Raw genomic sequence first — 21,744 nt, 5'->3', positions numbered from 1 at the left:
CTCGATGATCCGGTTCAGGCCCGCTCGACGGTGACTTTGCCCGTGTAGTAACAGGCAAGACCGGAGATCGGGTCCGAGACGTTGGCGGTGATGTCACTGGGGTTGCCGGGGTGTGTGCTGCGCTCCTGCGCCGTAGCCCAGCGGCCCTGTGCCCAGTGGCCGTGTTCGTAGGGCAGGACCACCGTGTCGGGGCGGTTCGCTGCGGTGAAGCGACAGTAGGCGTGGATGCTGCCCAGGTCCGAGGTGATCTTCACCAGGTCTCCGTTGCGAATACCCCTGGCCCGCGCTGTCTGGGGATGGATCTCCAGATAGACCGTGCGCCGCCCGCCCACGCTGGGCTGGAACAGGGCGGTTGCATGGGGGATGTTGCCGCCCCGGCCTTCCGCGGTCAGGGGGGTCTTGGGTGTCACGAAATGCAGGTCGCGGTTGCCGCCCGTATGGCGCGGCTCCAGCCACTGGGGATAGCCCACCCGACGCCGGTCCACGCCCAGTTGTGCGTGGATGTAGTCCGCATGGCCCTCCAGGAAGCCGGACTTGAACTCGAATTTCCCGGATGGCGTGCGCAGTAGCCTGTCCTTGACCTGCTCGGGTGTCATGAGGCGGTTGTAGCCCTCGCCGTCCCACTCGTAGAACTCGCCCCGCACCTGGCGCCAGTGATAGGGCTTCTTGTACCAGACGCCCTTGGCCTTCCAGGTCTCGAAATCCACCACGCCGTTGTCGCCGGGATTGTTGCGAAAACCCTCGGCCCGGTGGCGCAGACAGTTCTCCACGTTGTCCAGCCGGCGGTAGAACTCGCCGGTGGGGCCGTTGATCCGTTTGCCGATCTCGATGATCGTGTCACCGAAGTGCTTGGTGTCGTAGACGGGATCGATGGCGGGCACCCGCAGCGCGGTCATGGGCCAGCCCTCGAAGGGGTAGGTGGGGGAATCCTGCAGGCGCTCCAGATAGGTATGGTCCGGCAGGATCAGGTCCGCGAACATGGCGGTCTCGCCGGGGAAAGGCGAGGTGTCGATCACGAAGATCTCGCTCAGCATCTTTTCCCAGTCGGCGGTGTCCGGCGCGGTCCACACCGGGTTGGTGTAGAAAAACATGGCCGTATCCAGCTTGTAGGGATCCCCCTTCACGTGGTTTCTGGCCGTCTCCTGCATCATGTGGCCGGTCATAGGCCAGCGCTCCGTGCGCGCCATATCGATGCGCGGATACCTGCCGGCCATCCCGCGGGCGATGTCGTCCATGAAGTCGTCGGCATTGGCCGGCAGGGCACCGTAAGGCACACCCATCTGGTAGAACAGGCCACCCTCGGCAAACATGGCGCCGGACAGGGCGTTCAGTGCATGGATCGCCATGCCGTTGTAGACGCCGTTGGTGTGGGCCGTGGGGCCCCGTTCCATGATGGCCATGGCGGGCCGCGTGGTGCCGAACTCCCGGGCCACGGTCACGGTCTGCCGGGCCGGCACCCCGGTCACCTGCTCGGCCCATTCGGGGGTCCGGTCCTTGAGTTCCTCGTTCCACCATTGCACCAGCCCGTGGGTCCATTTCTCGTGGAAACTGTCCTCGTCCACACGCTGGCCGGTGCGGAAACGGTTGCGTCCGTCGTGGAAATCACCCACGAAGCTCTTTTCCCAGAGTCCCTCGACCAGCATCACGTGGGCGATGGCCAGGGCCAGTGCACCGTCGGTGCCGGGCTTGACCATGAGGGCTCGGTCGGCGGCGGCCAGGGTGGGGTTCATGCGCACGTCTACCGCGGTGATCCGGGTCATGGGGCTCTTGCTGCGCATGTGGCCCCAGACCTGCATCAGGTAGTTGTAGGGCCGGAAGGCCTCCAGGAAGGAGGCACCGAAAGACAGGATGTAGTTGGTGTTGCGGTAGTCGTAGGCGTTGTAGGAGTCATTGCCGTCGGTGGCCCGTTTCGCGCGCTTGGAGCCCTCGGCACAGATGGAGGCATGGCCGATGGCGGAATTGGGTGTGCCGATGAGCTTGCCGAAGTCTCCATACAGGCCGGCGTCGGAGGAGCCCCATCCCCGGCCGTAGAAGTGGGCGAATCGATGGGCCTCGCCCGCCTCGCGCAGGCGGTTGATGCGTTGTGCCACGGTGTCCAGGGCCTCGTCCCAGGAAATGGGCACAAAACCCGGGTCCTCGTTGCGCCCCTTGCGCGGGTTGGTGCGCTTCATCGGGCCCTTGAAACGGTCGGGGTCGTAGAGGAAATAGGTGCCCAGATGCCCCTTGGGACAGAGCTTTCCGTTGGCGATCGGGTTGCCCCTGTCGCCGTAGATGGCATGGACCCTGCCGTTGGTGGTGTAGACGTCAATCCCGCAGCGGGCGGGACACTGGGCGCAGATGTTCTTGGTGATCCGGGTCTCGCCACGGATCTGGGCGCCCGCGGGTTTGCTGGCCGTGCCGGCGGCTGTGAAGCCGCCCAGCTTGGCCGCGCTGGCGCCCGCAACGCCCGCGGCGCCGCTGAGTTTCAGGAACCGGCGGCGTGACATGAGTGCCTTAAGGACATTCATACGCTCTCTCTCCTCGCTTGGTTTGGATGGCCGCAGGCCCATTCCCCGGGCCGAACAGCCGATTGAACTCATGTCGCATGAGTCCTTGTGATTTCCCGCAATCCGGACACAGGGGTAGTGTCTCGTCGTCTTCGAGATCCTCTCTGGGTACGAAGGCAGAATGGCAGTGGCCGCAGGTGCGCTGGCCGTGGCGGCTCAGGATGCGCGGCCGGATGGGCAAGGGTTCGTCGTCGCCGGGCGTCAGGCTGATGGCCTGTTGCGGGCAGAGACGCTGGCATTCGCCGCAGCCGATGCAACGGGCGGGATCGAACTGGATCCCGACATCTCCGCCGCCCTGCCATTCGGCCAGGGCGGCGGTCGGGCAGGCCCGGGCACACAGGGCATCGTGATGGCAGCGACGCTGATCGATGTGAACCCGGGTGAACAATTCGGCAGGCAGGGCCCTGTCCGGCGCGATCGCGGACAGGCGTGTCAGGACGGCGACCCGTTCGGCGGGATGAATCCGTGCGGATCCGTCGCGAAGCGGGGCTGGCCCGGTCTGTTCCAGATGGGCGTCCATGCCCTGTACGGCCACGGCGACCTGGCCGGCCAGCTGGCGCAGGAAGCCTCTGCGGCTGACCGACTGCCGGGTATTCGGGTCCGGGATTTGCGCAGGCCTTTGATGCGAGGGCAAGGGGCTGCGTACCACCCGGACATGGCGGTCCCCGTCAACGCCCATTTGGCCCAGCCAATCGTTGACCCGCTGTGCCGCTTCACCTGCCGGATGGTCGCAGCCGCCGGCCTCGCAGTCTTCGCACCATCCCCGATCCATCAGGGTGATGTGTCCCGTGGGATGGTCCTGCAGCCATTGCAACAGGCGGCTGGGACGGATGCCCCCCAAACAGGGGACACGCAAGGCATCCGGTGCACCCAGGCTGTCCGGGACCTTGGCGCAGTCCAGGGTCAGCCGTGGCGGGGCAGAGGCCGGCAGATCCAGGCGCCAGCCGGGCAGGGACAGGGCGTGGGTGGGGCACCCAGCCGCGCAACGGCCGCAGCGGACGCAGCCCTCGGACAGGTGAACACCCTCATGATCCACTCGCAGCACGTCTGCGGGACAACGGTCCTGGCATGCCCGGCAGGCGGTGTCCGGGAAGCGAACGGACAGGCAGGCATCCGCGTCGATCCACGGCCCGGGATGGTCGGACAGACGCGCATATCGAGACACGGGCTTGGCGCTGATCGCCATGACGCGTGGGTTCCTCCAGTGGTGGGGCAATGACTCCCGACCAATGGCATGGGTCGATTGCCTCTTTATGTGCCTCGGAGATGGCCGTTGCCTGTCTCCTGTGGCTTTGTATGAGAGAGCTATGCGGGAACCGTGCCAGCGACCGATTTTCCCGGACTGCGGCGATCATCTGGCTTACAGAAGGGTGTTCTGTGTTACCGGTCAGTAACACGTCCGGGCTTGGCGAGATGCTGCGGGTTACCAGCTGGTAACGCAGGTCTGGAAGGCAAGGATCGGCGTTGTGTCAGCGCCGATGAGCTCAATAAACTAAAATCATGATGCCGATCGGACCTGGAACACGCATGTTATGAATCGACGAACCCTGCTGCGGGGTCTGGCCGCGGGCCTGGGGGCCAGTCTCCTGGGCGGTGCCCCTGTTGCAGCCGCGATCGGCCATGACAGTCTGCGCATCGGGCTTACGCCGGTCTTCCTGGACGATCAACTCGCCTTCCTGGAACGTTGGCGCGCCTATCTGGAACGACAGATGGAGCGCCCCGTCGCTTTCGTGCAGCGCAGCAGCTACCGGGAGATCACCGAGTTGCTCCTGACGGGCGGGCTGGACTGTGCCTGGCTGTGCGGATACCCCTACGTTCGTCACCGGGAACGCCTGCAGCTTGTGGTCACCCCCCTATATCGGGGCAGGCCGCAGTACCAATCCCTGCTGATCGTGGGTGAGCGGGACCGCCGCACCCGCGAGTTGCCGGATCTGGAAGGACGGGTCTTTGCCTACGCCGATCCGCTGTCCAATTCAGGCTGGCTGGTGCCACAGGCTCAGATCCGTCTCTATGGCAAAGATCCGGCCTTCTTCTTCCGTCGCAGTTTCTTCGCCTGGTCACATCGCAATGTGGTGGAGGCCGTGGCGGTCGGCTTGGCCGATGGGGGGGCCGTGGACAGCTACGTCTGGGAGGCCCTGGAGGTGCTTCATCCCGAACTCACCTCCCGGACCCGGGTGGTGCAGCGATCCGACGCCTTCGGCTTTCCGCCCATCGTGGCACGGCAGGACCTGGATGCCCTCGCTTTGCGGGAGTTCAAGTGTGTACTCATGGCCATGAGTGAAACCGACACAGGCCGGGCACTGCTGAATGAACTCTTTCTGGATGCCTTCACATCGCCTGATCAGGATTTGTATGAAGGGATCCGCGCCTTGATGCAGCAGGCCGGGTTGTCCTGAGATGCGCTTGCGGGACATCAGCTATCGAGTCAAGACGCCCTTGAGTGTGGTCCTGGTCATCATCCTCACGGCGGTGATCCTGTCCAGTGTGCTGCTGGTGCGTGCCTACCAGGACAGCCGTCAGGATCTCATCGACAATACCCTGAACCTGGGCAAGGTGCTGGCCCGCACCCTGCGCCCGGCCCTGACCCGGGACGAGGTCTGGCAGGCCTACGAGACCATCATGACACCCCTTGAGCGCAGCCTGGCGGACGACGGCCATGAACGTCTGATCATGGTGCTGGATCGTTCAGGGTCGATTTTTGTGTCATCCCAACCATCGGCCCATCCCATGCTGACGCCGCTCGAGGAGTTGGGTGAATCCTACAGCCGGCTGCAAGCGCTGATCGGGACCAGGCAGGGGGATTCCCCGTACCTGGCCGAGGGGGTGGACCCGGCTCGTTTCGTCATGGTGGTCCCTATCCTGGCCGAGGATGGCAGTCCCATGGGTACCCTGATCCTGAGCTATGCGCGGGCCTTGCTGCTGCCCCGTTTTCTGGACACGGTGGAGCGGGTGATTCTGGCCACCCTGTTCGTGCTCGCCGTCCTGCTTCCCCTGGGCTGGTTCTGGGGCAAGCGCATGACGGATCCCATGGTGAAACTGTCCACCTGCATGGCCCGCGTGGGTAGTGAGCCCCCAGACGACATACAATGCGATCTGTACGATGGTGGTGACGAGATCGGACTGCTGTCCGCCCGGTTCCGCCGCATGCTGGAGGATCTTCGCGAGAAGGAACAACTCGAGCGCGGCGTCATGGCCTCCGAACGCCTGGCCGCAGTGGGGCGCCTGACTGCCGGCATCGCCCACGAGATCAACAATCCCCTGGGCGGCATGCTCAATGCCCTGAGCACGCATCGACGTCATGGCACACCCGATGCGATCACCGCGCGCACCCTGTCACTGCTGGAGCGTGGCCTGTTGCAGATCAAGGAAACGGTCGGCGCCTTGTTGGTGGAGACGCGTCTGGAAAGCCACGCGCTGACGCCCCAGGACATCCACGATATCCACACGCTCATCCTGCCCGACGTGCATGCCAAGTCCCTGGAGCTGGACTGGGCGGTCCGGCTGGTGGAGCCCGTCGCTCTGCCGTCCACCCAGGTGCGCCAGATCATGCTCAATCTTCTGCTCAACGCCCTTCAGGCCAGTCACCCCGGGGGACGGGTGAGCTGTGATCTGGGGGTGACCCGGCAGGGCCTGTGTGTGGAAGTGATCAATCACGGCGACCCGATCCCCGCGGAGAAGATGGCGCACCTGTTCGAACCCTTCTCCGGCTCATCCGGGCGTGGACACGGACTCGGTCTCTGGGTCACTTACCAGCTGGTGCAGCAGATGGATGGGCGCATCGAGGTGGAAAGCAGCGAGCACCGGACCCTCTTTCGTGTGGTCCTGCCCCTGCGTGATCGGGAGGCGGCATGAGTCTCAAGCCGCGCATGTGTCTGGTGGAAGACGATCCCATCATGGGCGAATCCCTGCATGACCGTTTCAGCCTGGAAGGCTTCGAGGTCACCTGGTGTCGCAGTGTCCGCGAGGCACGCACCCGGCTTGCCGGGAGCGAGCACGACGTGGTGATCAGCGATATCCGGCTGCCCGATGGCGACGGCGATGCCTTGTTCGACGAACTCATGGCCGTGGGCAAGGTGAGCTGCCCCTGGCTGTTCATCACAGGCTACGGGGCCGTGGACCGGGCGGTGGCCCTGCTCAAGCGGGGCGCCACCGACTACATCACCAAGCCCTTCGACCTGGACCAGCTGGTGGACAAGCTCTGGGAACTGGTTTCCCGCAACGGTGAAGGGGAGGGGCTTCGCTCCGGCTCTCTCGGGGTCTCGCCCGCCATGCGGCGCATCGAGGCCCTGCTGCCGCGTCTCGCCGCCCAGGCGGGCACGATACTGATCACCGGCGAGTCCGGTGCGGGCAAGGAGGCGGTGGCCCGGGCGCTGCACCGGGCGGATCCTGCCAATGCCGGCAAGCCCTTCGTGGCGGTCAACTGCGGCGGGCTCACCGAGACCCTGCTGGAGGCGGAACTGTTCGGCCACGAGAAGGGTGCCTTCACCGGCGCGGTGCGCTCCCGGGCCGGTGTGTTCGAGCAGGCCCATGGCGGCACCCTGTTCCTGGACGAGGTGGGCGACATGCCCATGGTGATGCAGGTGAAGCTGCTGCGTGCCATCCAGGAACGCCAGATCGTGCGCGTGGGCGGCGAGCGGCCCATCCCGGTGCAGTTGCGGCTGATCTGTGCCACCCACCGGGATCTGCTGGAGATGGTCAAGGAAGGCAGCTTCCGCGAGGACCTCTACTACCGCATTCACGTGATCCACCTGCGCATCCCGCCGCTGCGGGAGCGACGCGAGGACATCCCCTGGCTGGTGCGCCAGTTCCTGGACGAGCATGCAAGGGTACAGGGCGAGCCTCGCAAGCAGTTGTCCGCCAGTGCAGAACAGGCCCTTCTGCGTCACCCCTGGCCCGGCAACATCCGCGAACTCAAGCACGCCATCGAGCGCGCCTGCATCCTGAGCCCAGGCCCGCTGCTGCAGGCCGAGGCCCTGTTCGACGAACCCGGGGAGCACGCCGAGGCCGACGACGAGGGTGCCGCCCGGCTCAGTCATTATCTGCGCGCCTGCGAGGAGAGCTACATCCGCCGAGCCCTGGACCTGCACGACGGCCACATCGGCCATACCGCGGCCAACCTGGGCATCAGCCGCAAGAATCTCTGGGAGCGCATGAAGCGCCTTGGGATGTCTGATTAGTCAATTGTCAGTTGTCAGTGGTCGGAGTCTGAATCCGGCAGAGGGGCTATCAAAGGCTTTTCCAACAACTGACAACTGACTAATCACCACAAGACTGATGCGCCGCCAGCTCCTCGGGCGTGTTGAGGTTGGCGAAGGCCTCGGGGCAATCGGAAAAGTCCACTTCCACGTGGGGGTGATCCCGCATCCAGCGGCCCACCGCCAGGCGACCGGCGGCGATGTCGGCGTCCAGTTCCGGCAGCAAGCTGCGGTGGATCAGCGCGAACAGGGGCTGGATGCGCTCACCGTCGAAGGGCAGGGCGATGCGGGCTTGGTGATCCGCCAGCGCGGCGCTCAGGCGCCGCACCAGGTCTGCCGGCAGGTCCGGCGTGTCGCAGGGCACGCATTGCACCCAGTCCGTGGCAGCGTGACGCAGGGCGGCGGCCATGCCCGCCAGGGGGCCGGGATAGTCGTCGTGGTGATCCGTCACCACCGGATATCCGAACGCCGCGTAGCGCTCGCGGTTGCGGTTGGCGTTGATGATCAGCTTCGTGACCTGGGGTTTCAGGGCCTTGATCACGTATTCCGCCAGGGGTCTTTCCCTGAGCATCAGCAGACCCTTGTCTTCCCCACCCATGCGCATGCCCCGGCCGCCGGCCAGGATGGCGCCGGTGATGTCGGACATGGAATGATTCTCTGCAGACATGGTCAGAAGTGGTTCACGGAGGGGATGCTATGATAACTGCCATGGGTGCCAATCGATACGCACGGATGTTCCGCCTGGGGGTCTGGGCCCTGTTGCTCATCCTGGGGGCGGTGCTTGCGTTTGCCGCCACTGGCGAGGATCGCCAGCGCACCGCGCTGCTGCTGGACATCGACGGGGCCATCGGCCCGGCCACCAGCGACTATGTCGTGCGTGGTCTGAAGCAGGCCCGGGACGAGGGCGCCGAACTGGTGATCCTGCGCATGGACACGCCGGGCGGTCTGGACACCGCCATGCGCGAGATGATCAAGGAGATCCTGTCATCCCCGGTGCCCGTGGCCACCTACGTGGCCCCCGCCGGCTCCCGCGCCGCCAGTGCGGGCACCTACATCCTCTACGCCAGCCACATCGCTGCCATGGCGCCCGCCACCAACCTGGGTTCCGCCACCCCGGTGGCCATCGGCGGTATGCCCGGCATGCCCGACGAGCAGCCGCCGCGCGATGACAGGAGTCGCGACAGGGACGACAAGGAGACCAGGGACAAGGAGGCCGAGGCAGACGATGCCGCCGAGGAAAGACCCGCGGAGCCCCGGCGCGGCACCAGCCCCATGGAGCGCAAGGTGCTGGAAGACGCCGTGGCCTACATCAAGGGACTGGCGGAGCGCCACGGGCGAAACGCCGAGTGGGCCGAGCAGGCGGTGCGCGAGGCCGTCAACCTGACCTACTCCGAGGCCCTGGCACTCAATGTCATCGACGTGGTGGCCGAGAGCGTGGAGGACCTGCTCAAGCAGATCCACGGCCGCACCGTGAAGATGGACGTGGGCACCCGGGTGCTGAATACGGAAAACCTGCAGGTGATCCAGGTGGAGCCCGACTGGCGCAGCCGCCTGTTGTCGGTGATCACCAACCCCAACATCGCCTACATCCTGATGATGGTAGGCATCTACGGCATCATCTTCGAGCTGGCCAATCCCGGCAACATCTTTCCCGGCGTGGTGGGTGCCATCTGCCTGGTGCTGGCGCTCTACGCCTTCCAGGTGCTGCCCATCAACTATGCAGGCCTTGCGCTCATCATCCTCGGCGTCGTATTGATGATCGCCGAGGCCTTCGTGCCCAGTTTCGGCATACTCGGATTCGGCGGCATCGCCGCCTTCGTGGTGGGATCGATCATTCTGATGGACGAGGCAACACTCAACATCTCCATACCCCTGATCGGCGGCACGGCCCTGGTCTCCGCCGCCTTCTTCATCTGGGTGCTGAGCCGCCTGGTACGTATCCGCCGGCGCAAGGTCGAGACGGGGCAGGAAGAACTGATCGGCATGGAAGGCACGGCCCTGGAGGAATTTTCCGCCAACCGCGGCCGCGTCTGGCTGCACAGCGAGTCCTGGTCCGCCGAATCTGCTCTGCCCGTCAGCAAGGGCGATGCGGTGCGGGTCATCGGCATGAAGGGCCTGCAGCTGAAAGTCGAACCGATCACCGAACACACTGAAACCCACAAAGGAGCTGCCACATGATTGCCTATCTGGTACCCCTGGCCCTGGTACTGGGCCTGCTGGTCATGTCCATCCGGATCCTTCCGGAGTACGAGCGTGGCGTGATCTTTTTCCTGGGACGGTTTCAGGGTGTGAAGGGGCCGGGCCTGATCATCGTCATCCCGGGCATCCAGCAGATGGTGCGGGTGGACCTGCGCATCATCACCCTGGACGTGCCCAGCCAGGACGTGATCTCCCAGGACAACGTGACCGTGCGGGTCAACGCGGTGCTGTACTTCCGGGTCATCGATCCGGCAAAGGCCATCATCCAGGTGGAGGACTACTATGCCGCCACCAGCCAGCTGGCCCAGACCACCCTGCGTTCGGTGCTCGGCAAGCACGATCTGGATGAGATGCTTTCCGAACGGGACAAGCTGAATCAGGACATCCAGGACATCCTGGATGCCCAGACCGACGCTTGGGGCATCAAGGTCACCAACGTGGAGATCAAACACGTGGACCTCAACGAGAGCATGATCCGCGCCATCGCCCGCCAGGCCGAGGCCGAGCGTGAACGTCGCGCCAAGGTGATCCATGCCGAGGGCGAACTGCAGGCCGCCGAGAAGCTTTCCGAGGCCGCCCAGATCATTAGCCAGAACCCCACCGCGCTGCAGCTGCGTTACCTGCAGACCATGAGCGACATGTCCACCAAGACCGGCTCCTCCACGGTGTTCTTCCCGCTGCCCATGGAGTTGGGGGACATATTCAAGGTGCTGGGCAAGAAATCGTGAGGGGTGAGGGGACAGGCGGGAGGCGACAAGGATACCTCCCTCTCCCTCAGGGAGAGGGCCGGGGTGAGGGTGGTTCAGCACGCCTATCCCCTAACGCCTCACACTCAAACCCTCGCCAGCGTACGTGAACTCAGCCCCAACGGCCGGAAAGATCGCCGATCCATCCACGGCCGCCATCGACGCCTTCCTCGACGCCATCTGGGCGGAGCACGGCCTGAGCGATCACACCCTGGCCGCCTACCGGGCAGATCTCATGGCCCTGGCCCGCTGGCTGGGGCCCCGGGGCAAGCGGGTGGAGCAGGCGGACCGTGGCGACCTGCTGGCCTACCTGTCACACCGGGTGGCCGGTGGCGCCCGGCCCCGGTCCACGGCGCGGCTGCTGTCCAGCCTGAGGCGTTTTTACCGCCACCAGGTGCGCGACGGGCGGCGCCAGGACGACCCCACCGCCCAGATCGATTCCCCCAAGCTGGGCCGGCCCCTGCCGGACACCCTGAGCGAGGCGGACGTGGAGGCCCTGCTGGCAGCGCCGGATACCGGCACCGACCTGGGGTTGCGCGACCGGGCCATGCTCGAACTGCTCTACGCCACCGGGCTTCGGGTCTCGGAGCTGGTTGGGCTCAGGGTGGACCAGGTGAACCTGCGCCACGGGGTGGTGCGCACCCTGGGCAAGGGCAGCAAGGAGCGCCTGGTGCCCCTGGGCGAGGAGGCCTCCCTCTGGGTGGAGCGTTACCTCGGTGCTGCCCGCCCGGCGTTGCTGGCAGGGCAGGGGGCCAGTGACGACCTGTTCGTCACCCGCCGGGGCGGGGCCATGACCCGTCAGGCCTTCTGGCACCTGCTGCGCCGCTACGCCGCCCAGGCCGGCATTCACAAGCACCTCTCCCCCCATACCCTGCGCCACGCCTTCGCCACCCACCTGCTCAACCACGGCGCCGACCTGCGCGTGGTGCAGATGCTGCTCGGTCACAGCGACCTCTCCACCACCCAGATCTACACCCACGTGGCCCGGGCAAGGCTCAAGGAGCTGCACGGCAAACACCACCCGAGAGGATAAGTGGGAAGTGTGAATTGGGAAGTGAGAAGTTGGGCCTATTTCCCACTTCTCAATTCGCACTTCTCACTTCGGAGTGAATTTTTGTCATCATGGCGCGTCTTATACGCATCCGATCCTCTTTTTGACCCCCACTCAAGGTTTCATTTCATGCTCAAGACCCTGTCCAAACGCTTGCCGGCCGTGGCCCTGTCCCTGGCCGTGGTGTCCCATGCCGCCCTGGCCCAGACTGCGCAGGAGCGCCTCAAGGACCTGATCCCCGGTGTCACCGCCGATGCCGTGCTGGAAAGCCCGGTGCCCGGCCTCTACGAGATCCGCTATGGCACCCAGATCTTCTATGCCACCGGCGATGGCCAGTACGTCCTGCAGGGCAACCTGGTGGAGATGGCCAGCCGCACCAACCTCACCGAGGCCAGCCGGACCGAGGCCCGCAAGGTGGTGATGGAGGCCCAGGACGAGTCCCGCATGGTGGTCTACGCCCCCAAGGGCGAGGTGAAACACACCATCACGGTGTTCACCGATGCCGACTGCACCTTCTGCCGCCGCATGCACGCGGAGATGGAGCAGATCAACGACCTGGGCATCAAGGTGCGCTACCTGCTGTTCCCGCGCACCGGTGTGGACTCCCCCAGCTACCGCAAGGCGGTGGGCATCTGGTGTGCCGACGACCGCAACCACGCCATGGACGAGGCCAAGCTGGGCAGGGACATCCCGGTGAAGAACTGCGACAACCCGGTGCAGGCCCACATGCTCCTGGGTGAACAGGTCGGCGTGCAGGGTACCCCGGCCATCGTCCTGGAAGGCGGCCAGATGCTGCCCGGCTACCGCCCGGCCAACGAGCTGGCGGCGATCCTGGAGCAGGTCAAGAACGGCCGGTGATGCGGGAGGTGTGAGGTGAAAGGCGTGAAATCAACCCGGCACGCCTCACCCCGGGCACCTCACCCCTCACGCCTGCTCAATAGAGCAGGCTCACCATCTTCCTCCGGTATTCCTTCACCAGCGGGTGCTGGGCGCCCAGCAGTTCGAAGGCGGCCAGCAGGCCCTTGTGGCCGGCCTCGTCGGCGTACTTGCGGTGTTTCTGCATGAGCTTGAGCAGCAGGGACAGCGCCGCCTCGTAGTCTTCCGAGAGGATCCTGGCCGCCGCCACCCGGTGCAGGGCCTCCGGGTTGTCGCCGGCCTCGACCTGCGCCTCCAGTGTCTGCAATTCCTCGCCCCGTGCCGCCACCCGGGCGAACTGCACCAACGCCTCCAGGCGCTGGACCTCCTCCTCCTGGTGCAGGTCCATGGGCAGGGTCTTCAGGGTCTCGTCCGCCTCGTCGGCCCGTCCCAGGGCCATCAGGGCCCGGGCGATGTCGATCTTGATGGCCTGGTTGTCCGCGTCCTCTGCCAGGGCCGCCTGAAGGGTCGCGAGCGCACCCTGGGCATCACCGGCCGCCAGCTGGGCCTGGGCGGTCGCGCGCTGCTTGTCCGAGGGGCGGGGCAGGTGCTTTTCCAGCAGGGCGCGGATGGTGGATTCCGGCTGCACCCCCATGAACTGGTCCACGGGCTTGCCGTGGCGGAACAGCATCACCGTGGGCAGGCTGCGGATGCCGTAGCGGCTCGCCAGGGCCTGTTGCTCGTCGGAATTGACCTTGGCCAGGATGAAGCGTCCACCGTAGGCCTCGGCCAGCTTCGCCAGCACCGGCATGAGCATCTGGCAGGGCTGGCACCAGGCGGCCCAGAAGTCCACCAGCACCGGCCGTTCCCGTGAACCCTCCAGCACCACCTGGTCGAAGTTGGCCTGGGTGACGTCGAAGATGTAAGGGGAGTCGGACATGGGGGTGGTTCCTCCGGGTTCGGGATGAAGTGGGTCAATCCGGATAGATTGGGACGGGTGAGGGATGATTCAATATTCAAGATTCAAAATTCAAAGGGGCGATGGGCCAAGTCGTCTACAGCCGTGTTCCCTTTGAATTTTGAATCTTGAATATTGAATTCGCTCATACGAGCGCCCGCAGGTGGGTGAACAGCAGCCGGGCCTCCACCGTCCTGCCGGGCCAGAGCCTGCGCACGCCCTCGGCGTACAGCGCCATGGGGGCGGCATAGGCCTCGGCCACCTGCCGGGCGGCGGCCTGGTCGGCCACCCGGTGGGTCTTGTAGTCGACGAGCAGGATGCGCTCGGGGCCCACCCGCAGGCGGTCGATGATGCCATACACGGTGCGTCCGTCGGCGGCGGTGTACTGCAGGGGGACCTCGCAGTAATCGACACAGTCGGGCGCGGGGCCGAACACCGCCGCGAGGCCGGGCTCGGCCAGCACCGCGCGGGCCTCGGCAAGCCATTCCCCCAGATCGGGATGCCCGGGGTCCAGGCCCAGTTCGGCGGCCAGGCGCCGGATCAGGGACGCGTCGCTGTCCCGCGTGCCTCCTGCCAGCCATTCCAGCAAGCGGTGAATGCCCACGCCCCGCAGGCGGGCGTCCTCGTCACCATCCTCCCGTTCCCCCTCGGCATAGCCCGCGGCCGCCCGGCTGGGGGCGATCTCCCGTTCCGGCGCGGCGCAATCCAGGCGCCGGTTGAGGCCCTCGGGGACCTGCACCGGCGGCGGTGTCGCGGCCGCCTGCTCCGCGGCCACGGGCGGCGTGCCGACCTCGTGCACCCAGCTGCCGTCCTCCGCGAAGCGGCCGGGCACACCCGTATCCAGCTCTTCGCTGACCGCCTCCGGGGCAATGGCCTCGCGAATGCGGCCGTACCAGCCGCCGTCGCCCTTGCCGCGGGCGCTGGCGCTGACGATCAGGACCTGCCGGGCCCGGGTCAGGGCCACGTAGAGCAGGTTGGCCTCCTCCCGCTCGCGGGCGGTCTGGTGATGCGCCAGTGCCTGCCGGGTGAGGCTGTCCACGTCATCGCTCTTGGGCAGCAGCTGCATGAGCCGGGGCCGGGGTTCCCCGGCGGGCCAGTGCACCAGGGGTTCGTAGGTCTTGTGGTCCCTGGGCACGGCGGCGGCATCGGCCAGGAATATCACCGGGGCCTCCAGGCCCTTGGAGGCGTGGATGGTCATGATGCGTACCCGCTGCTCGGCGCCGCGCACCGGCGGGGTGTCGGGCGCCGCATCCGACCGGTCACGCAGGCCCCGCAGCCGGGCCAGGAAATGCACCAGGCTGGGGTAGCGGCCGCTGTCCACCTCCAGGGCCAGTTCCAGGAAGCGGATCAGGCTCGCCATCACCGTGGGCACCCGGTCCGCCCGGCTGCCGGCCTGGTAACGGGCGAGCACGTTGCCGTCCAGGAAGATGCGGTCCAGCAGGTCGTGCACCGGCAGGGCGCCGCTCCATCCCCGCCACCGGGTGAGTTTGTCGGCCGCCCGTTTCAGGGCGCTGCCGGGCGGCAGCTCCGGGGCCAGCCGCTCCAGGCGCTCGTGCCAGGGACCGGGTCCGGCATCCGCCAGGCGCTCCAGTTCCGGGTGCGTCACGTCGAACAGGGGCGAGCGCAGCACCTGGGCCAGGGCCAGGTCGTCATGGGGCGTGATGAGCACCCGCAGCAGGGCCTCCAGGTCACGCACCTCCAAGTGATCCAGCAGTTCGCCCCGGGCGGCGCTCAGGTAGGGGATGCCCGCATCCCGCAGAGCGTCCTCGATGGCGCCCACGTGGGTGCGGTTGCGCACCAGGATGGTGACGTCGCCGAAATGCATGGGCCGGGCCGACGTGCCCCGGCCCACCACCTGTCCGCCGTCGACCATCTCCCGGATGCGCGCGGCGATACGCGCCCCCTCCCGGGCGTGCAGGCTTTCGCCCGGGTCGGGTCGGGGGGTGGTGAGCGGGTCGCGCAGGCCCTGGGATGCCGGCGTGTCCTCCTCGGTTTCCTTGTCCGCCTGGATCAGCGGCCAGACCTCCACCCGGCCCCAGAGGTCCTTGAGGTGGGTGTCGTGGGGGTGGAAGCCGGGCAGGGCTGCGTGCAGGGCGGGGCAGGCGGTGAACACCCGGTTGACGAAGTCCATCACCGCGGGGCTCGAGCGCCAGGACCAGTCCAGGGTCTCGGGCCGGCCGTTCAGCCGCTCCTCGACCCAGCGGGCGGCGATCTCCTGCAGCCGGGGGTCGGCGCGGCGGAAGCTGTAGATGGACTGCTTGGTGTCCCCCACCAGGAACACGCTGCGGCCCTGGCGGTCCCCGTGGGCGGCCAGTTCCTCCAGCAGGGGCAGGATCAGGCGCCACTGGGTGGGGTTGGTGTCCTGGAACTCGTCGATGAGCAGGTGCTCGATGCGGCTGTCCAGGCGGTACTGCACCCACAGGGCATGATCGCCGTGGTTGAGCAGCTGGTAGGCGCGCCACTCCAGGTCCGTGAAGTCCAGGGTGCGCAACTCCTCCTTGAGGGCCTGGTAGTGTTCCAGATAGCGCAGGCCGGCGGTGAACCAGGCGCCGTTGAGGCGCAGGCTGTGCTGGCGGGCGAGCCCGTCCAGGGCCGCCAGCAGGCGTTCGCCAAGCCTGCCATGGAGTTCCAGCAAGCGGTCCTCGGCGGCCTCGCCGCCCAGGCGCTTGGCCTGGGCCGCGCTCTGCTTACGGGCCCGGGGGGTGTTCTTCTGGGTGAGCAGGGCGGCCCGGGCGGCATCGAAGAGGACGCCGGTATCCCCGACGGCCAGGGCATCGGCCAGGGCCTGGCCGAGGGGCTTGTCCGTGTTGGTGTTGCGCGCCAGCAGCTGTGCGAGATCGGCCAGGTCTGCGCGCGTGGCCGGGTCCAGGCAGTCGGCCCGGGGGTCGGCGTCCGGGTCCGCCGCCAGGGCCTCGGTGATGCGTGCCCGGGCGAAGGCGAGGGGATCGGCCTCGTGTTCCGTCCAGGCCCACCAGTCCTCCCGGTGGGACAGGAAGCCGTCCAGGGCCTTGCGCACGCTGTCCACACCGTTGAGTGCACCGATCAGGGCCTCCAGGGCCTGCGCCAGAGGGGCGTCCGGCGCCCGGGTGGCCTCGCTCACCAGGGCGTCCCAGGCCCGGTCCTGCAACTCCCGCTCGTTGTCCGCCAGTTCAAACCCGGGCGGCACCCGGGCCTCCAGGGGGAAACGGGCCAGCAGGTCCTGGCAGAAGGCATGGAAGGTGGTGGTGCGCACCGGGCGGTCCGCCAGCAGGGTCTGCTCGAACAGCCGCCGGGCCCGTTCCCGCACGGCATCGTCCACGCTCACACCCATGTCCGCCAGTGCCCCGTCCAAGGCCGCATCGTCCAGCGTCTGCCATTCCCGCAGCCGTTCCGTGAGCCGGCTCTGCATCTCGCCGGCCGCCAGGCGGGTGAAGGTCACCGCCAGGATGCCGTCGGGCCGGGCCCCGGCCAGCAGCAGACGCAGGATGCGGGTCACCAGCAGGTAGGTCTTGCCGGAGCCGGCGGAGGCGAAGACGGAGATGTTGAGGCTGGGGTCGGTAGCAAGCATGAAGGACAGCGCTAGAGACAAGAGGCAAGATACAAGATACAAGAAAAAGCTGTCTCGCGCGGGGTCTGACCTACCTCTTGTATCTTGTATCTTGTATCTTGTATCACCTTCATATTGTGCCCGGGCTTTCCCGGAGCCCCATGATCTTGGGTTTCAACCAGACACATCCAATGACCAACTCCTACAACGCCGCTGACATCGAAGTCCTATCCGGTCTCGACCCGGTGCGCAAGCGCCCGGGCATGTACACGGACACCACCCGGCCCAATCACCTGGCCCAGGAGGTGATCGACAACTCCGTGGACGAGGCCATCGCGGGTCACGCGAAGAAGATCGACGTGGTGTTGCACAAGGACGGTTCGCTGTCGGTGGCCGATGACGGGCGTGGCATGCCTGTGGACATGCACCCCAAGGAGAAGCGTCCCGGCGTGGAGGTGATCCTCTCCACCCTGCATGCGGGCGGCAAGTTCTCCGGCAAGAACTACCAGTTCTCCGGCGGCCTGCATGGGGTGGGCGTTTCGGTGGTCAACGCGCTCTCCAGGCACCTGGAGGTGTGGATCAAGCGCGACGGCAAGGAATACAACATGGCCTTCGCCGACGGCCACAAGAAGACCGACCTGGAAGTGGTGGGCGAGGTGGGCAGGCGCAACACCGGCACCACGGTGCGCTTCTGGCCCGATCCGAAATACTTCGACTCCCCCAAGTTCTCCGTGCCGCGGCTCAAGCACATCCTGCGCGCCAAGGCGGTGCTGTGTCCCGGGCTTGCGGTGAGCTTCTACGACGAGGTCACCGGCGAGCGGGTGGAGTGGTGCTACGAGGCGGGCCTGCGGGACTACCTGGTGGAGGCGGTGGACGGCTTCGAGCGGGTGCCCGAGGAGCCCTTCATGGGGTCCATCGCGGGCCAGACCGAGGCCGCCGACTGGGCGGTGGTGTGGCTGCCGGAGGGCGGCGAGGCCGTGGCCGAGAGCTACGTGAACCTGATCCCCACGGCCCAGGGCGGGACCCACGTGAACGGCCTGCGCACCGGGCTCACCGACGCGGTGCGCGAGTTCTGCGAGTTCCGGAACCTCCTGCCCCGGGGCGTGAAGCTCACCCCCGAGGACGTCTGGGACCGGGTGGCCTACATCCTGTCCTTCAAGATGCAGGACCCCCAGTTCGCCGGTCAGACCAAGGAACGTCTCTCCTCCCGGGAGGCGGCGCCGTTCGTCTCCGGGGTGGTCAAGGACGCCTTCAGCCTGTGGCTCAACCAGCACCCGGCGGCCGGCGAGCGCATCGCCGAACTGGCCATCAACAGCGCCCAGCGCCGCGCCCGCGCCGGCAAGAAGGTGGTGCGCAAGAAGCTCACCCAGGGCCCGACCCTGCCGGGCAAGCTGGCCGACTGTGCCAGCCAGGATCTCGCCCGCACCGAGCTGTTCCTGGTGGAGGGCGATTCCGCCGGCGGCTCCGCCAAGCAGGCCCGGGACCGGGAGTTCCAAGCCATCATGCCCCTGCGCGGCAAGATCCTGAATGCCTGGGAGGTGGAGGCTGACCAGGTGCTCGGTTCCCAGGAGATCCACGACATCAGCGTCGCCGTGGGCGTGGAGCCGGGCAACATGGATCTCAAGGATCTGCGCTACGGCAAGATCTGCATCCTGGCGGACGCCGACTCCGACGGCGCCCACATTGCCACCCTGCTGTGTGCCCTGTTCGTGCGCCACTTCCGGCCCCTGGTGGAGAAGGGCCACGTGTACGTGGCCATGCCGCCGCTGTTTCGCATCGACGTGGGCAAGGAGGTCTTCTACGCCCTCGATGAACACGAGAAGCAGGGCGTGCTGGAGCGCATCGAGGCGGAGAAGAAACGGGGCAAGGTCTCGGTCACCCGTTTCAAGGGCCTGGGCGAGATGAACCCCCTGCAGCTGCGCGAGACCACCATGGACCCGGACACCCGCCGCCTGGTGCAGCTCACCGTGGATGCGGGCGACGAGACCAACACCCTGTTGGACATGCTGCTGGCCAAGAAACGCGCCGCCGACCGCAAGAGCTGGCTGGAGACAAAGGGGCATCTGGCCGAGGTGGAGGTTTGACTTGAAAAGCCTTCAACGCAAAGGCGCAAAGACGCAAAGAAGCGCAAAGGTTTAGTCTGGAACGAATAAACCTCCTCGCTTCTGGAGAATGAACGAGGACAAATGGTAACTAATATGTTACCATAGGAGTGCTGATGACAAGGAAGTTGGACGTCTTCGTGGACGCGGCGGGTCGGGCGCCGTTTGAGCGCTGGTTCAATGGGCTCAATGCACCGGCTGCTGCCCGGATCACCACGGCGCTGGCCCGCCTTGAGCAGGGCAACGTCTCGGGGCTCAAGTCGGTAGGCCAGGGGGTCCACGAGCTTCGCATCGCTTTCGGACCCGGATACAGGGTCTATCTGGGGCTGGATGGCCCCGAGCTGGTGATCCTGCTGGGTGGTGGAACGAAGAAGGGTCAGCAGACGGACATTGAGGCCGCCAAATCCTGCTGGCGTGCTTACAAACAGCGACTATGAGGGGTTCATCCATGGCACTCACCCGGGAGTTCAGGCAAACGGTGCAGGCCCGTGTCCGGCGGGATGCCGCCTATCGCCGTGCCTTGTTGACTGAAGCGGTCAATGAACTTCTGGCCGGTGAATTGGGTTCCGGCAAGTCCCTGCTTCGGGACTACGTCAACGCGACCCTGGGGTTCGAGGCATTGGGCAAGGAGTTGGGACGCTCTTCCAAAAGCCTGCAACGTATGCTGGGCCCGGCCGGAAATCCCACGGCGGAGAACCTGTTCGCCATACTGCGGGTCCTGCAGGAACAGGAAGGGCAGCAGCTGAAGGTGCGTTTGAAGTCCGAGGCCGCCTGATTTATGAGTCGCAACGTATGAAGGGCCTTCAACGCAAAGGCGCAAAGACGCCAAGGACGCAAAAAATCGGGAATGAAAATTTCAGAAATCTTCGCGCCCTTTGCGTCTTCGCGTCTTTGCGTTGGATTTTCCATCGCGCTCATGCGAGGGCACGCACATGACCACATTGTTCACCCAGACGATCATCGCGGTGGTCTGGGACTTCGACAAGACCCTGATCCCCGGGTACATGCAGCGGCCCCTGTTCGAGGAATACGGGGTGGACGAGCGTGCCTTCTGGACCGAGGTGAACGAACTGGCCGAGGTCTTCCGCAAGCGTGGTTCCGAGCAGGTCTCCGGGGAGATGAACTACCTCAACCACGTGCTGGCCTATGTGCGCCGGGGCATCTTCAAGGACCTGAGCAACCAGAAGCTGGGCGAGCTGGGCGCGCGCCTGCAATTCTATCCGGGCCTGCCGGATTTCTTCGGTGAACTGAAGGCTGCGGTGGAGCGCGAGCCGCGCTTCGCCCACCACGACATCACCCTGGAACACTACGTGGTCAGCACCGGCTTCACGCGCACCATCCGCGGCAGTGCGATCGCGCCTTTCCTGGACGGGGTCTGGGGTTGCGAGTTCGTGGAGGATCCGGACGGGGATTCATCGGTGATCTCACAGATCGGTTACGTGCTGGACAACACCACCAAGACCCGCGCGGTGTTCGAGATCAACAAGGGTGTGAACAAGCACCCGAACCAGATCGAGGTGAATGCGGCCGTACCGGAAGCGGAGCGGCGCATCCCGTTCCAGAACATGATCTACGTGGCCGACGGTCCCTCCGACGTGCCGGTGTTCTCCGTGGTCAAGCGCAACGGCGGGCGGACCTACGGCGTGTACAACCCGGGCCAGCGCAAGGAATTCAGCCAGGTGAACGAGCTGCAGCGCCAGGGCCGCGTGCAGGCCTTCGGTCCGGCGGACTACCGTGAAGGCTCCCAGACCTACATGTGGCTCACCGACGCCGTGCGCGAGATCGCCGAACGCATCGTCACCGACCGCGAAAGGGCCCTGGGCGACAAGGTCGGCAAGGCCCCGCGGCATTTGTCGGACTGAACACCTAATGGACAGGATGAACAGGATTTTTCAGGATTTACAGGATGCGAGACCAATGGAAAACATCAGACAGGATTCACATGATCTACAGGATTTAGTCGGTTTCTCTTTTTTCAACCCAGATTGTCCATTAGCCGGCATGCAGCCCATGAATGACGGGCGGGGCGGATGCATTGGCCCAGAGACCCGCGAACCAAGCACGTTTTCGACGGGGTACGGATAGCATCAGCTTGTTCTGTTTGACATCCGGGTGCCAAGAGCCGCCGATGGCCAACACCAGGCCATGCAGAGTGGAGAGGGTATGCTGGATTCGGGAACGCAACACGGCCTGACGAAACAGGCTCATCAAGTTGTAGGCCAGCATCGCAAAGCTCAAGGCGGCTTCCGTCGCCCAGAAGTCCCGCATGTTGAACGCGTCCAAACCGAAATCCGCCTTCAGCTCCTTGATCCGATTCTCACAGTCCGCCCGCCCACGGTAAGTGCGCCAGACCTCCACCATCGGCAGATCGAGGCTGGTGACGAAAGCGCCATAGCGCCAGCCCTGAATGTCCGGGTCATCCGCAAACAGCGACAGCGTCTTGCCCGGCGCCGTTTTGCGCTTGACCGATTGGCGCACCACGATCAGGCGTCGCTCACATTCCCAGCCGGCGGCCCGATAGCGCAGCTCGGTCAGCTCCAAGCCCGGCTCCAGCGCCCACCAGCCG

17 protein-coding genes are annotated in these 21,744 nt (G+C 65.9%); 11 read left to right on the top strand and 6 right to left on the bottom strand.

Annotation, left to right across the window (positions count from 1 at the left end; all coding sequences use genetic code 11):
- Positions 1 to 14: 14 nt before the first annotated feature.
- Positions 15 to 2,507 carry a molybdopterin-dependent oxidoreductase gene (locus D580_RS0102785; RefSeq protein WP_026289649.1) on the bottom strand — a complete coding sequence of 831 codons (2,493 nt, stop codon included), beginning with the start codon at positions 2,505 to 2,507 and terminating at the stop codon, positions 15 to 17.
- Complete coding sequence (locus tag D580_RS16035) at positions 2,494 to 3,732, bottom strand: 4Fe-4S binding protein (protein ID WP_081617226.1); 1,239 nt, start codon at positions 3,730 to 3,732, stop codon at positions 2,494 to 2,496. The genes D580_RS0102785 and D580_RS16035 overlap by 14 nt, the downstream gene beginning before the upstream one ends.
- Before the next feature lie 346 nt (positions 3,733 to 4,078).
- Between D580_RS16035 and D580_RS0102775 the strand changes: the two genes are divergently transcribed.
- From D580_RS0102775 to D580_RS0102765, 3 genes are read left to right on the top strand one after another with little or no spacing between them, the layout of a single operon-like run.
- On the top strand, positions 4,079 to 4,942 hold the full coding sequence (locus tag D580_RS0102775) for a PhnD/SsuA/transferrin family substrate-binding protein (protein WP_018952914.1): 864 nt from the start codon (positions 4,079 to 4,081) through the stop codon (positions 4,940 to 4,942).
- A 46-nt stretch (positions 4,943 to 4,988) separates the two neighbouring features.
- Positions 4,989 to 6,398: a sensor histidine kinase gene (locus D580_RS0102770; protein WP_231363481.1), complete on the top strand. Its 1,410-nt coding sequence runs from the start codon at positions 4,989 to 4,991 to the stop codon at positions 6,396 to 6,398.
- Positions 6,395 to 7,723 carry a sigma-54-dependent transcriptional regulator gene (locus D580_RS0102765; RefSeq protein ID WP_018952912.1) on the top strand — a complete coding sequence of 443 codons (1,329 nt, stop codon included), beginning with the start codon at positions 6,395 to 6,397 and terminating at the stop codon, positions 7,721 to 7,723. Before D580_RS0102770 ends, D580_RS0102765 begins: the two co-directional genes overlap by 4 nt.
- Before the next feature lie 79 nt (positions 7,724 to 7,802).
- On the opposite strand, the gene mobA is transcribed toward D580_RS0102765, so the two are convergent.
- A complete protein-coding gene (gene mobA / locus D580_RS0102760; RefSeq protein WP_018952911.1) occupies positions 7,803 to 8,387 on the bottom strand; it encodes a molybdenum cofactor guanylyltransferase MobA in 585 nt (194 codons plus the stop codon).
- Positions 8,388 to 8,449: 62 nt separating this feature from the next.
- Between mobA and D580_RS0102755 the strand changes: the two genes are divergently transcribed.
- The 4 genes from D580_RS0102755 (at position 8,450) to D580_RS0102740 (ending at position 12,595) form a co-directional block, all read left to right on the top strand.
- A complete protein-coding gene (locus tag D580_RS0102755) occupies positions 8,450 to 9,919 on the top strand; it encodes an NfeD family protein (RefSeq protein ID WP_038043064.1) in 1,470 nt (489 codons plus the stop codon).
- Positions 9,916 to 10,668 carry a slipin family protein gene (locus tag D580_RS0102750; protein WP_018952909.1) on the top strand — a complete coding sequence of 251 codons (753 nt, stop codon included), beginning with the start codon at positions 9,916 to 9,918 and terminating at the stop codon, positions 10,666 to 10,668. Before D580_RS0102755 ends, D580_RS0102750 begins: the two co-directional genes overlap by 4 nt.
- 124 nt (positions 10,669 to 10,792) lie before the next feature.
- Positions 10,793 to 11,719: a site-specific tyrosine recombinase XerD gene (gene xerD, locus D580_RS0102745; RefSeq protein ID WP_018952908.1), complete on the top strand. Its 927-nt coding sequence runs from the start codon at positions 10,793 to 10,795 to the stop codon at positions 11,717 to 11,719.
- 147 nt (positions 11,720 to 11,866) lie between these two features.
- Positions 11,867 to 12,595, top strand: coding sequence for a DsbC family protein (locus D580_RS0102740; protein WP_018952907.1), 729 nt, complete (start codon positions 11,867 to 11,869; stop codon positions 12,593 to 12,595).
- Between the two features lie 76 nt (positions 12,596 to 12,671).
- Here D580_RS0102740 and trxA read toward each other — a convergent pair whose 3' ends face one another.
- Together trxA and D580_RS0102730 are read right to left on the bottom strand one after the other, a co-directional pair.
- Positions 12,672 to 13,532 carry a thioredoxin gene (trxA, locus tag D580_RS0102735; RefSeq protein ID WP_018952906.1) on the bottom strand — a complete coding sequence of 287 codons (861 nt, stop codon included), beginning with the start codon at positions 13,530 to 13,532 and terminating at the stop codon, positions 12,672 to 12,674.
- A gap of 163 nt (positions 13,533 to 13,695) precedes the next feature.
- On the bottom strand, positions 13,696 to 17,097 hold the full coding sequence (locus D580_RS0102730) for a UvrD-helicase domain-containing protein (protein ID WP_018952905.1): 3,402 nt from the start codon (positions 17,095 to 17,097) through the stop codon (positions 13,696 to 13,698).
- Positions 17,098 to 17,267: 170 nt separating this feature from the next.
- Between D580_RS0102730 and parE the strand changes: the two genes are divergently transcribed.
- The 4 genes from parE (at position 17,268) to D580_RS0102710 (ending at position 21,040) form a co-directional block, all read left to right on the top strand.
- Positions 17,268 to 19,160 (top strand): DNA topoisomerase IV subunit B, encoded by a 1,893-nt coding sequence (parE, locus tag D580_RS0102725; protein ID WP_018952904.1) that lies wholly within the window; start codon positions 17,268 to 17,270, stop codon positions 19,158 to 19,160.
- Between the two features lie 134 nt (positions 19,161 to 19,294).
- On the top strand, positions 19,295 to 19,615 hold the full coding sequence (locus D580_RS0102720; RefSeq protein ID WP_018952903.1) for a type II toxin-antitoxin system RelE/ParE family toxin: 321 nt from the start codon (positions 19,295 to 19,297) through the stop codon (positions 19,613 to 19,615).
- Positions 19,616 to 19,626: 11 nt separating this feature from the next.
- Positions 19,627 to 19,953: a DNA-binding protein gene (locus D580_RS0102715; RefSeq protein ID WP_018952902.1), complete on the top strand. Its 327-nt coding sequence runs from the start codon at positions 19,627 to 19,629 to the stop codon at positions 19,951 to 19,953.
- A gap of 157 nt (positions 19,954 to 20,110) precedes the next feature.
- Positions 20,111 to 21,040 (top strand): HAD family hydrolase, encoded by a 930-nt coding sequence (locus D580_RS0102710; RefSeq protein ID WP_018952901.1) that lies wholly within the window; start codon positions 20,111 to 20,113, stop codon positions 21,038 to 21,040.
- Positions 21,041 to 21,170: 130 nt separating this feature from the next.
- Here D580_RS0102710 and D580_RS15090 read toward each other — a convergent pair.
- Positions 21,171 to 21,744 (bottom strand): transposase (locus D580_RS15090; protein WP_018952900.1); only part of this gene is annotated, 574 nt, incomplete at its 5' end.

Origin of the sequence: Thioalkalivibrio sulfidiphilus (genome assembly GCF_000377945.1) — a bacterium.
Lineage (GTDB): Bacteria > Pseudomonadota > Gammaproteobacteria > Ectothiorhodospirales > Ectothiorhodospiraceae > Thioalkalivibrio_A > Thioalkalivibrio_A sulfidiphilus_A.
This window is presented reverse-complemented; position numbering and strand designations above follow the sequence as displayed.

What these genes read in the sequence shown, in the direction of transcription:
- D580_RS0102785 (WP_026289649.1), bottom strand. Translation starts at nt 2,507, where the DNA reads ATGAATGTCCTTAAGGCACTCATGTCACGCCGCCGGTTCCTGAAACTC.
- D580_RS16035 (WP_081617226.1), bottom strand. Translation starts at nt 3,732, where the DNA reads ATGGCGATCAGCGCCAAGCCCGTGTCTCGATATGCGCGTCTGTCCGAC.
- D580_RS0102775 (WP_018952914.1), top strand. Translation starts at nt 4,079, where the DNA reads ATGAATCGACGAACCCTGCTGCGGGGTCTGGCCGCGGGCCTGGGGGCC.
- D580_RS0102765 (WP_018952912.1), top strand. Translation starts at nt 6,395, where the DNA reads ATGAGTCTCAAGCCGCGCATGTGTCTGGTGGAAGACGATCCCATCATG.
- mobA (WP_018952911.1), bottom strand. Translation starts at nt 8,387, where the DNA reads ATGTCCGACATCACCGGCGCCATCCTGGCCGGCGGCCGGGGCATGCGC.
- D580_RS0102755 (WP_038043064.1), top strand. Translation starts at nt 8,450, where the DNA reads ATGGGTGCCAATCGATACGCACGGATGTTCCGCCTGGGGGTCTGGGCC.
- D580_RS0102750 (WP_018952909.1), top strand. Translation starts at nt 9,916, where the DNA reads ATGATTGCCTATCTGGTACCCCTGGCCCTGGTACTGGGCCTGCTGGTC.
- D580_RS0102740 (WP_018952907.1), top strand. Translation starts at nt 11,867, where the DNA reads ATGCTCAAGACCCTGTCCAAACGCTTGCCGGCCGTGGCCCTGTCCCTG.
- trxA (WP_018952906.1), bottom strand. Translation starts at nt 13,532, where the DNA reads ATGTCCGACTCCCCTTACATCTTCGACGTCACCCAGGCCAACTTCGAC.
- D580_RS0102730 (WP_018952905.1), bottom strand. Translation starts at nt 17,097, where the DNA reads ATGCTTGCTACCGACCCCAGCCTCAACATCTCCGTCTTCGCCTCCGCC.
- parE (WP_018952904.1), top strand. Translation starts at nt 17,268, where the DNA reads ATGACCAACTCCTACAACGCCGCTGACATCGAAGTCCTATCCGGTCTC.
- D580_RS0102720 (WP_018952903.1), top strand. Translation starts at nt 19,295, where the DNA reads ATGACAAGGAAGTTGGACGTCTTCGTGGACGCGGCGGGTCGGGCGCCG.
- D580_RS0102715 (WP_018952902.1), top strand. Translation starts at nt 19,627, where the DNA reads ATGGCACTCACCCGGGAGTTCAGGCAAACGGTGCAGGCCCGTGTCCGG.
- D580_RS0102710 (WP_018952901.1), top strand. Translation starts at nt 20,111, where the DNA reads ATGACCACATTGTTCACCCAGACGATCATCGCGGTGGTCTGGGACTTC.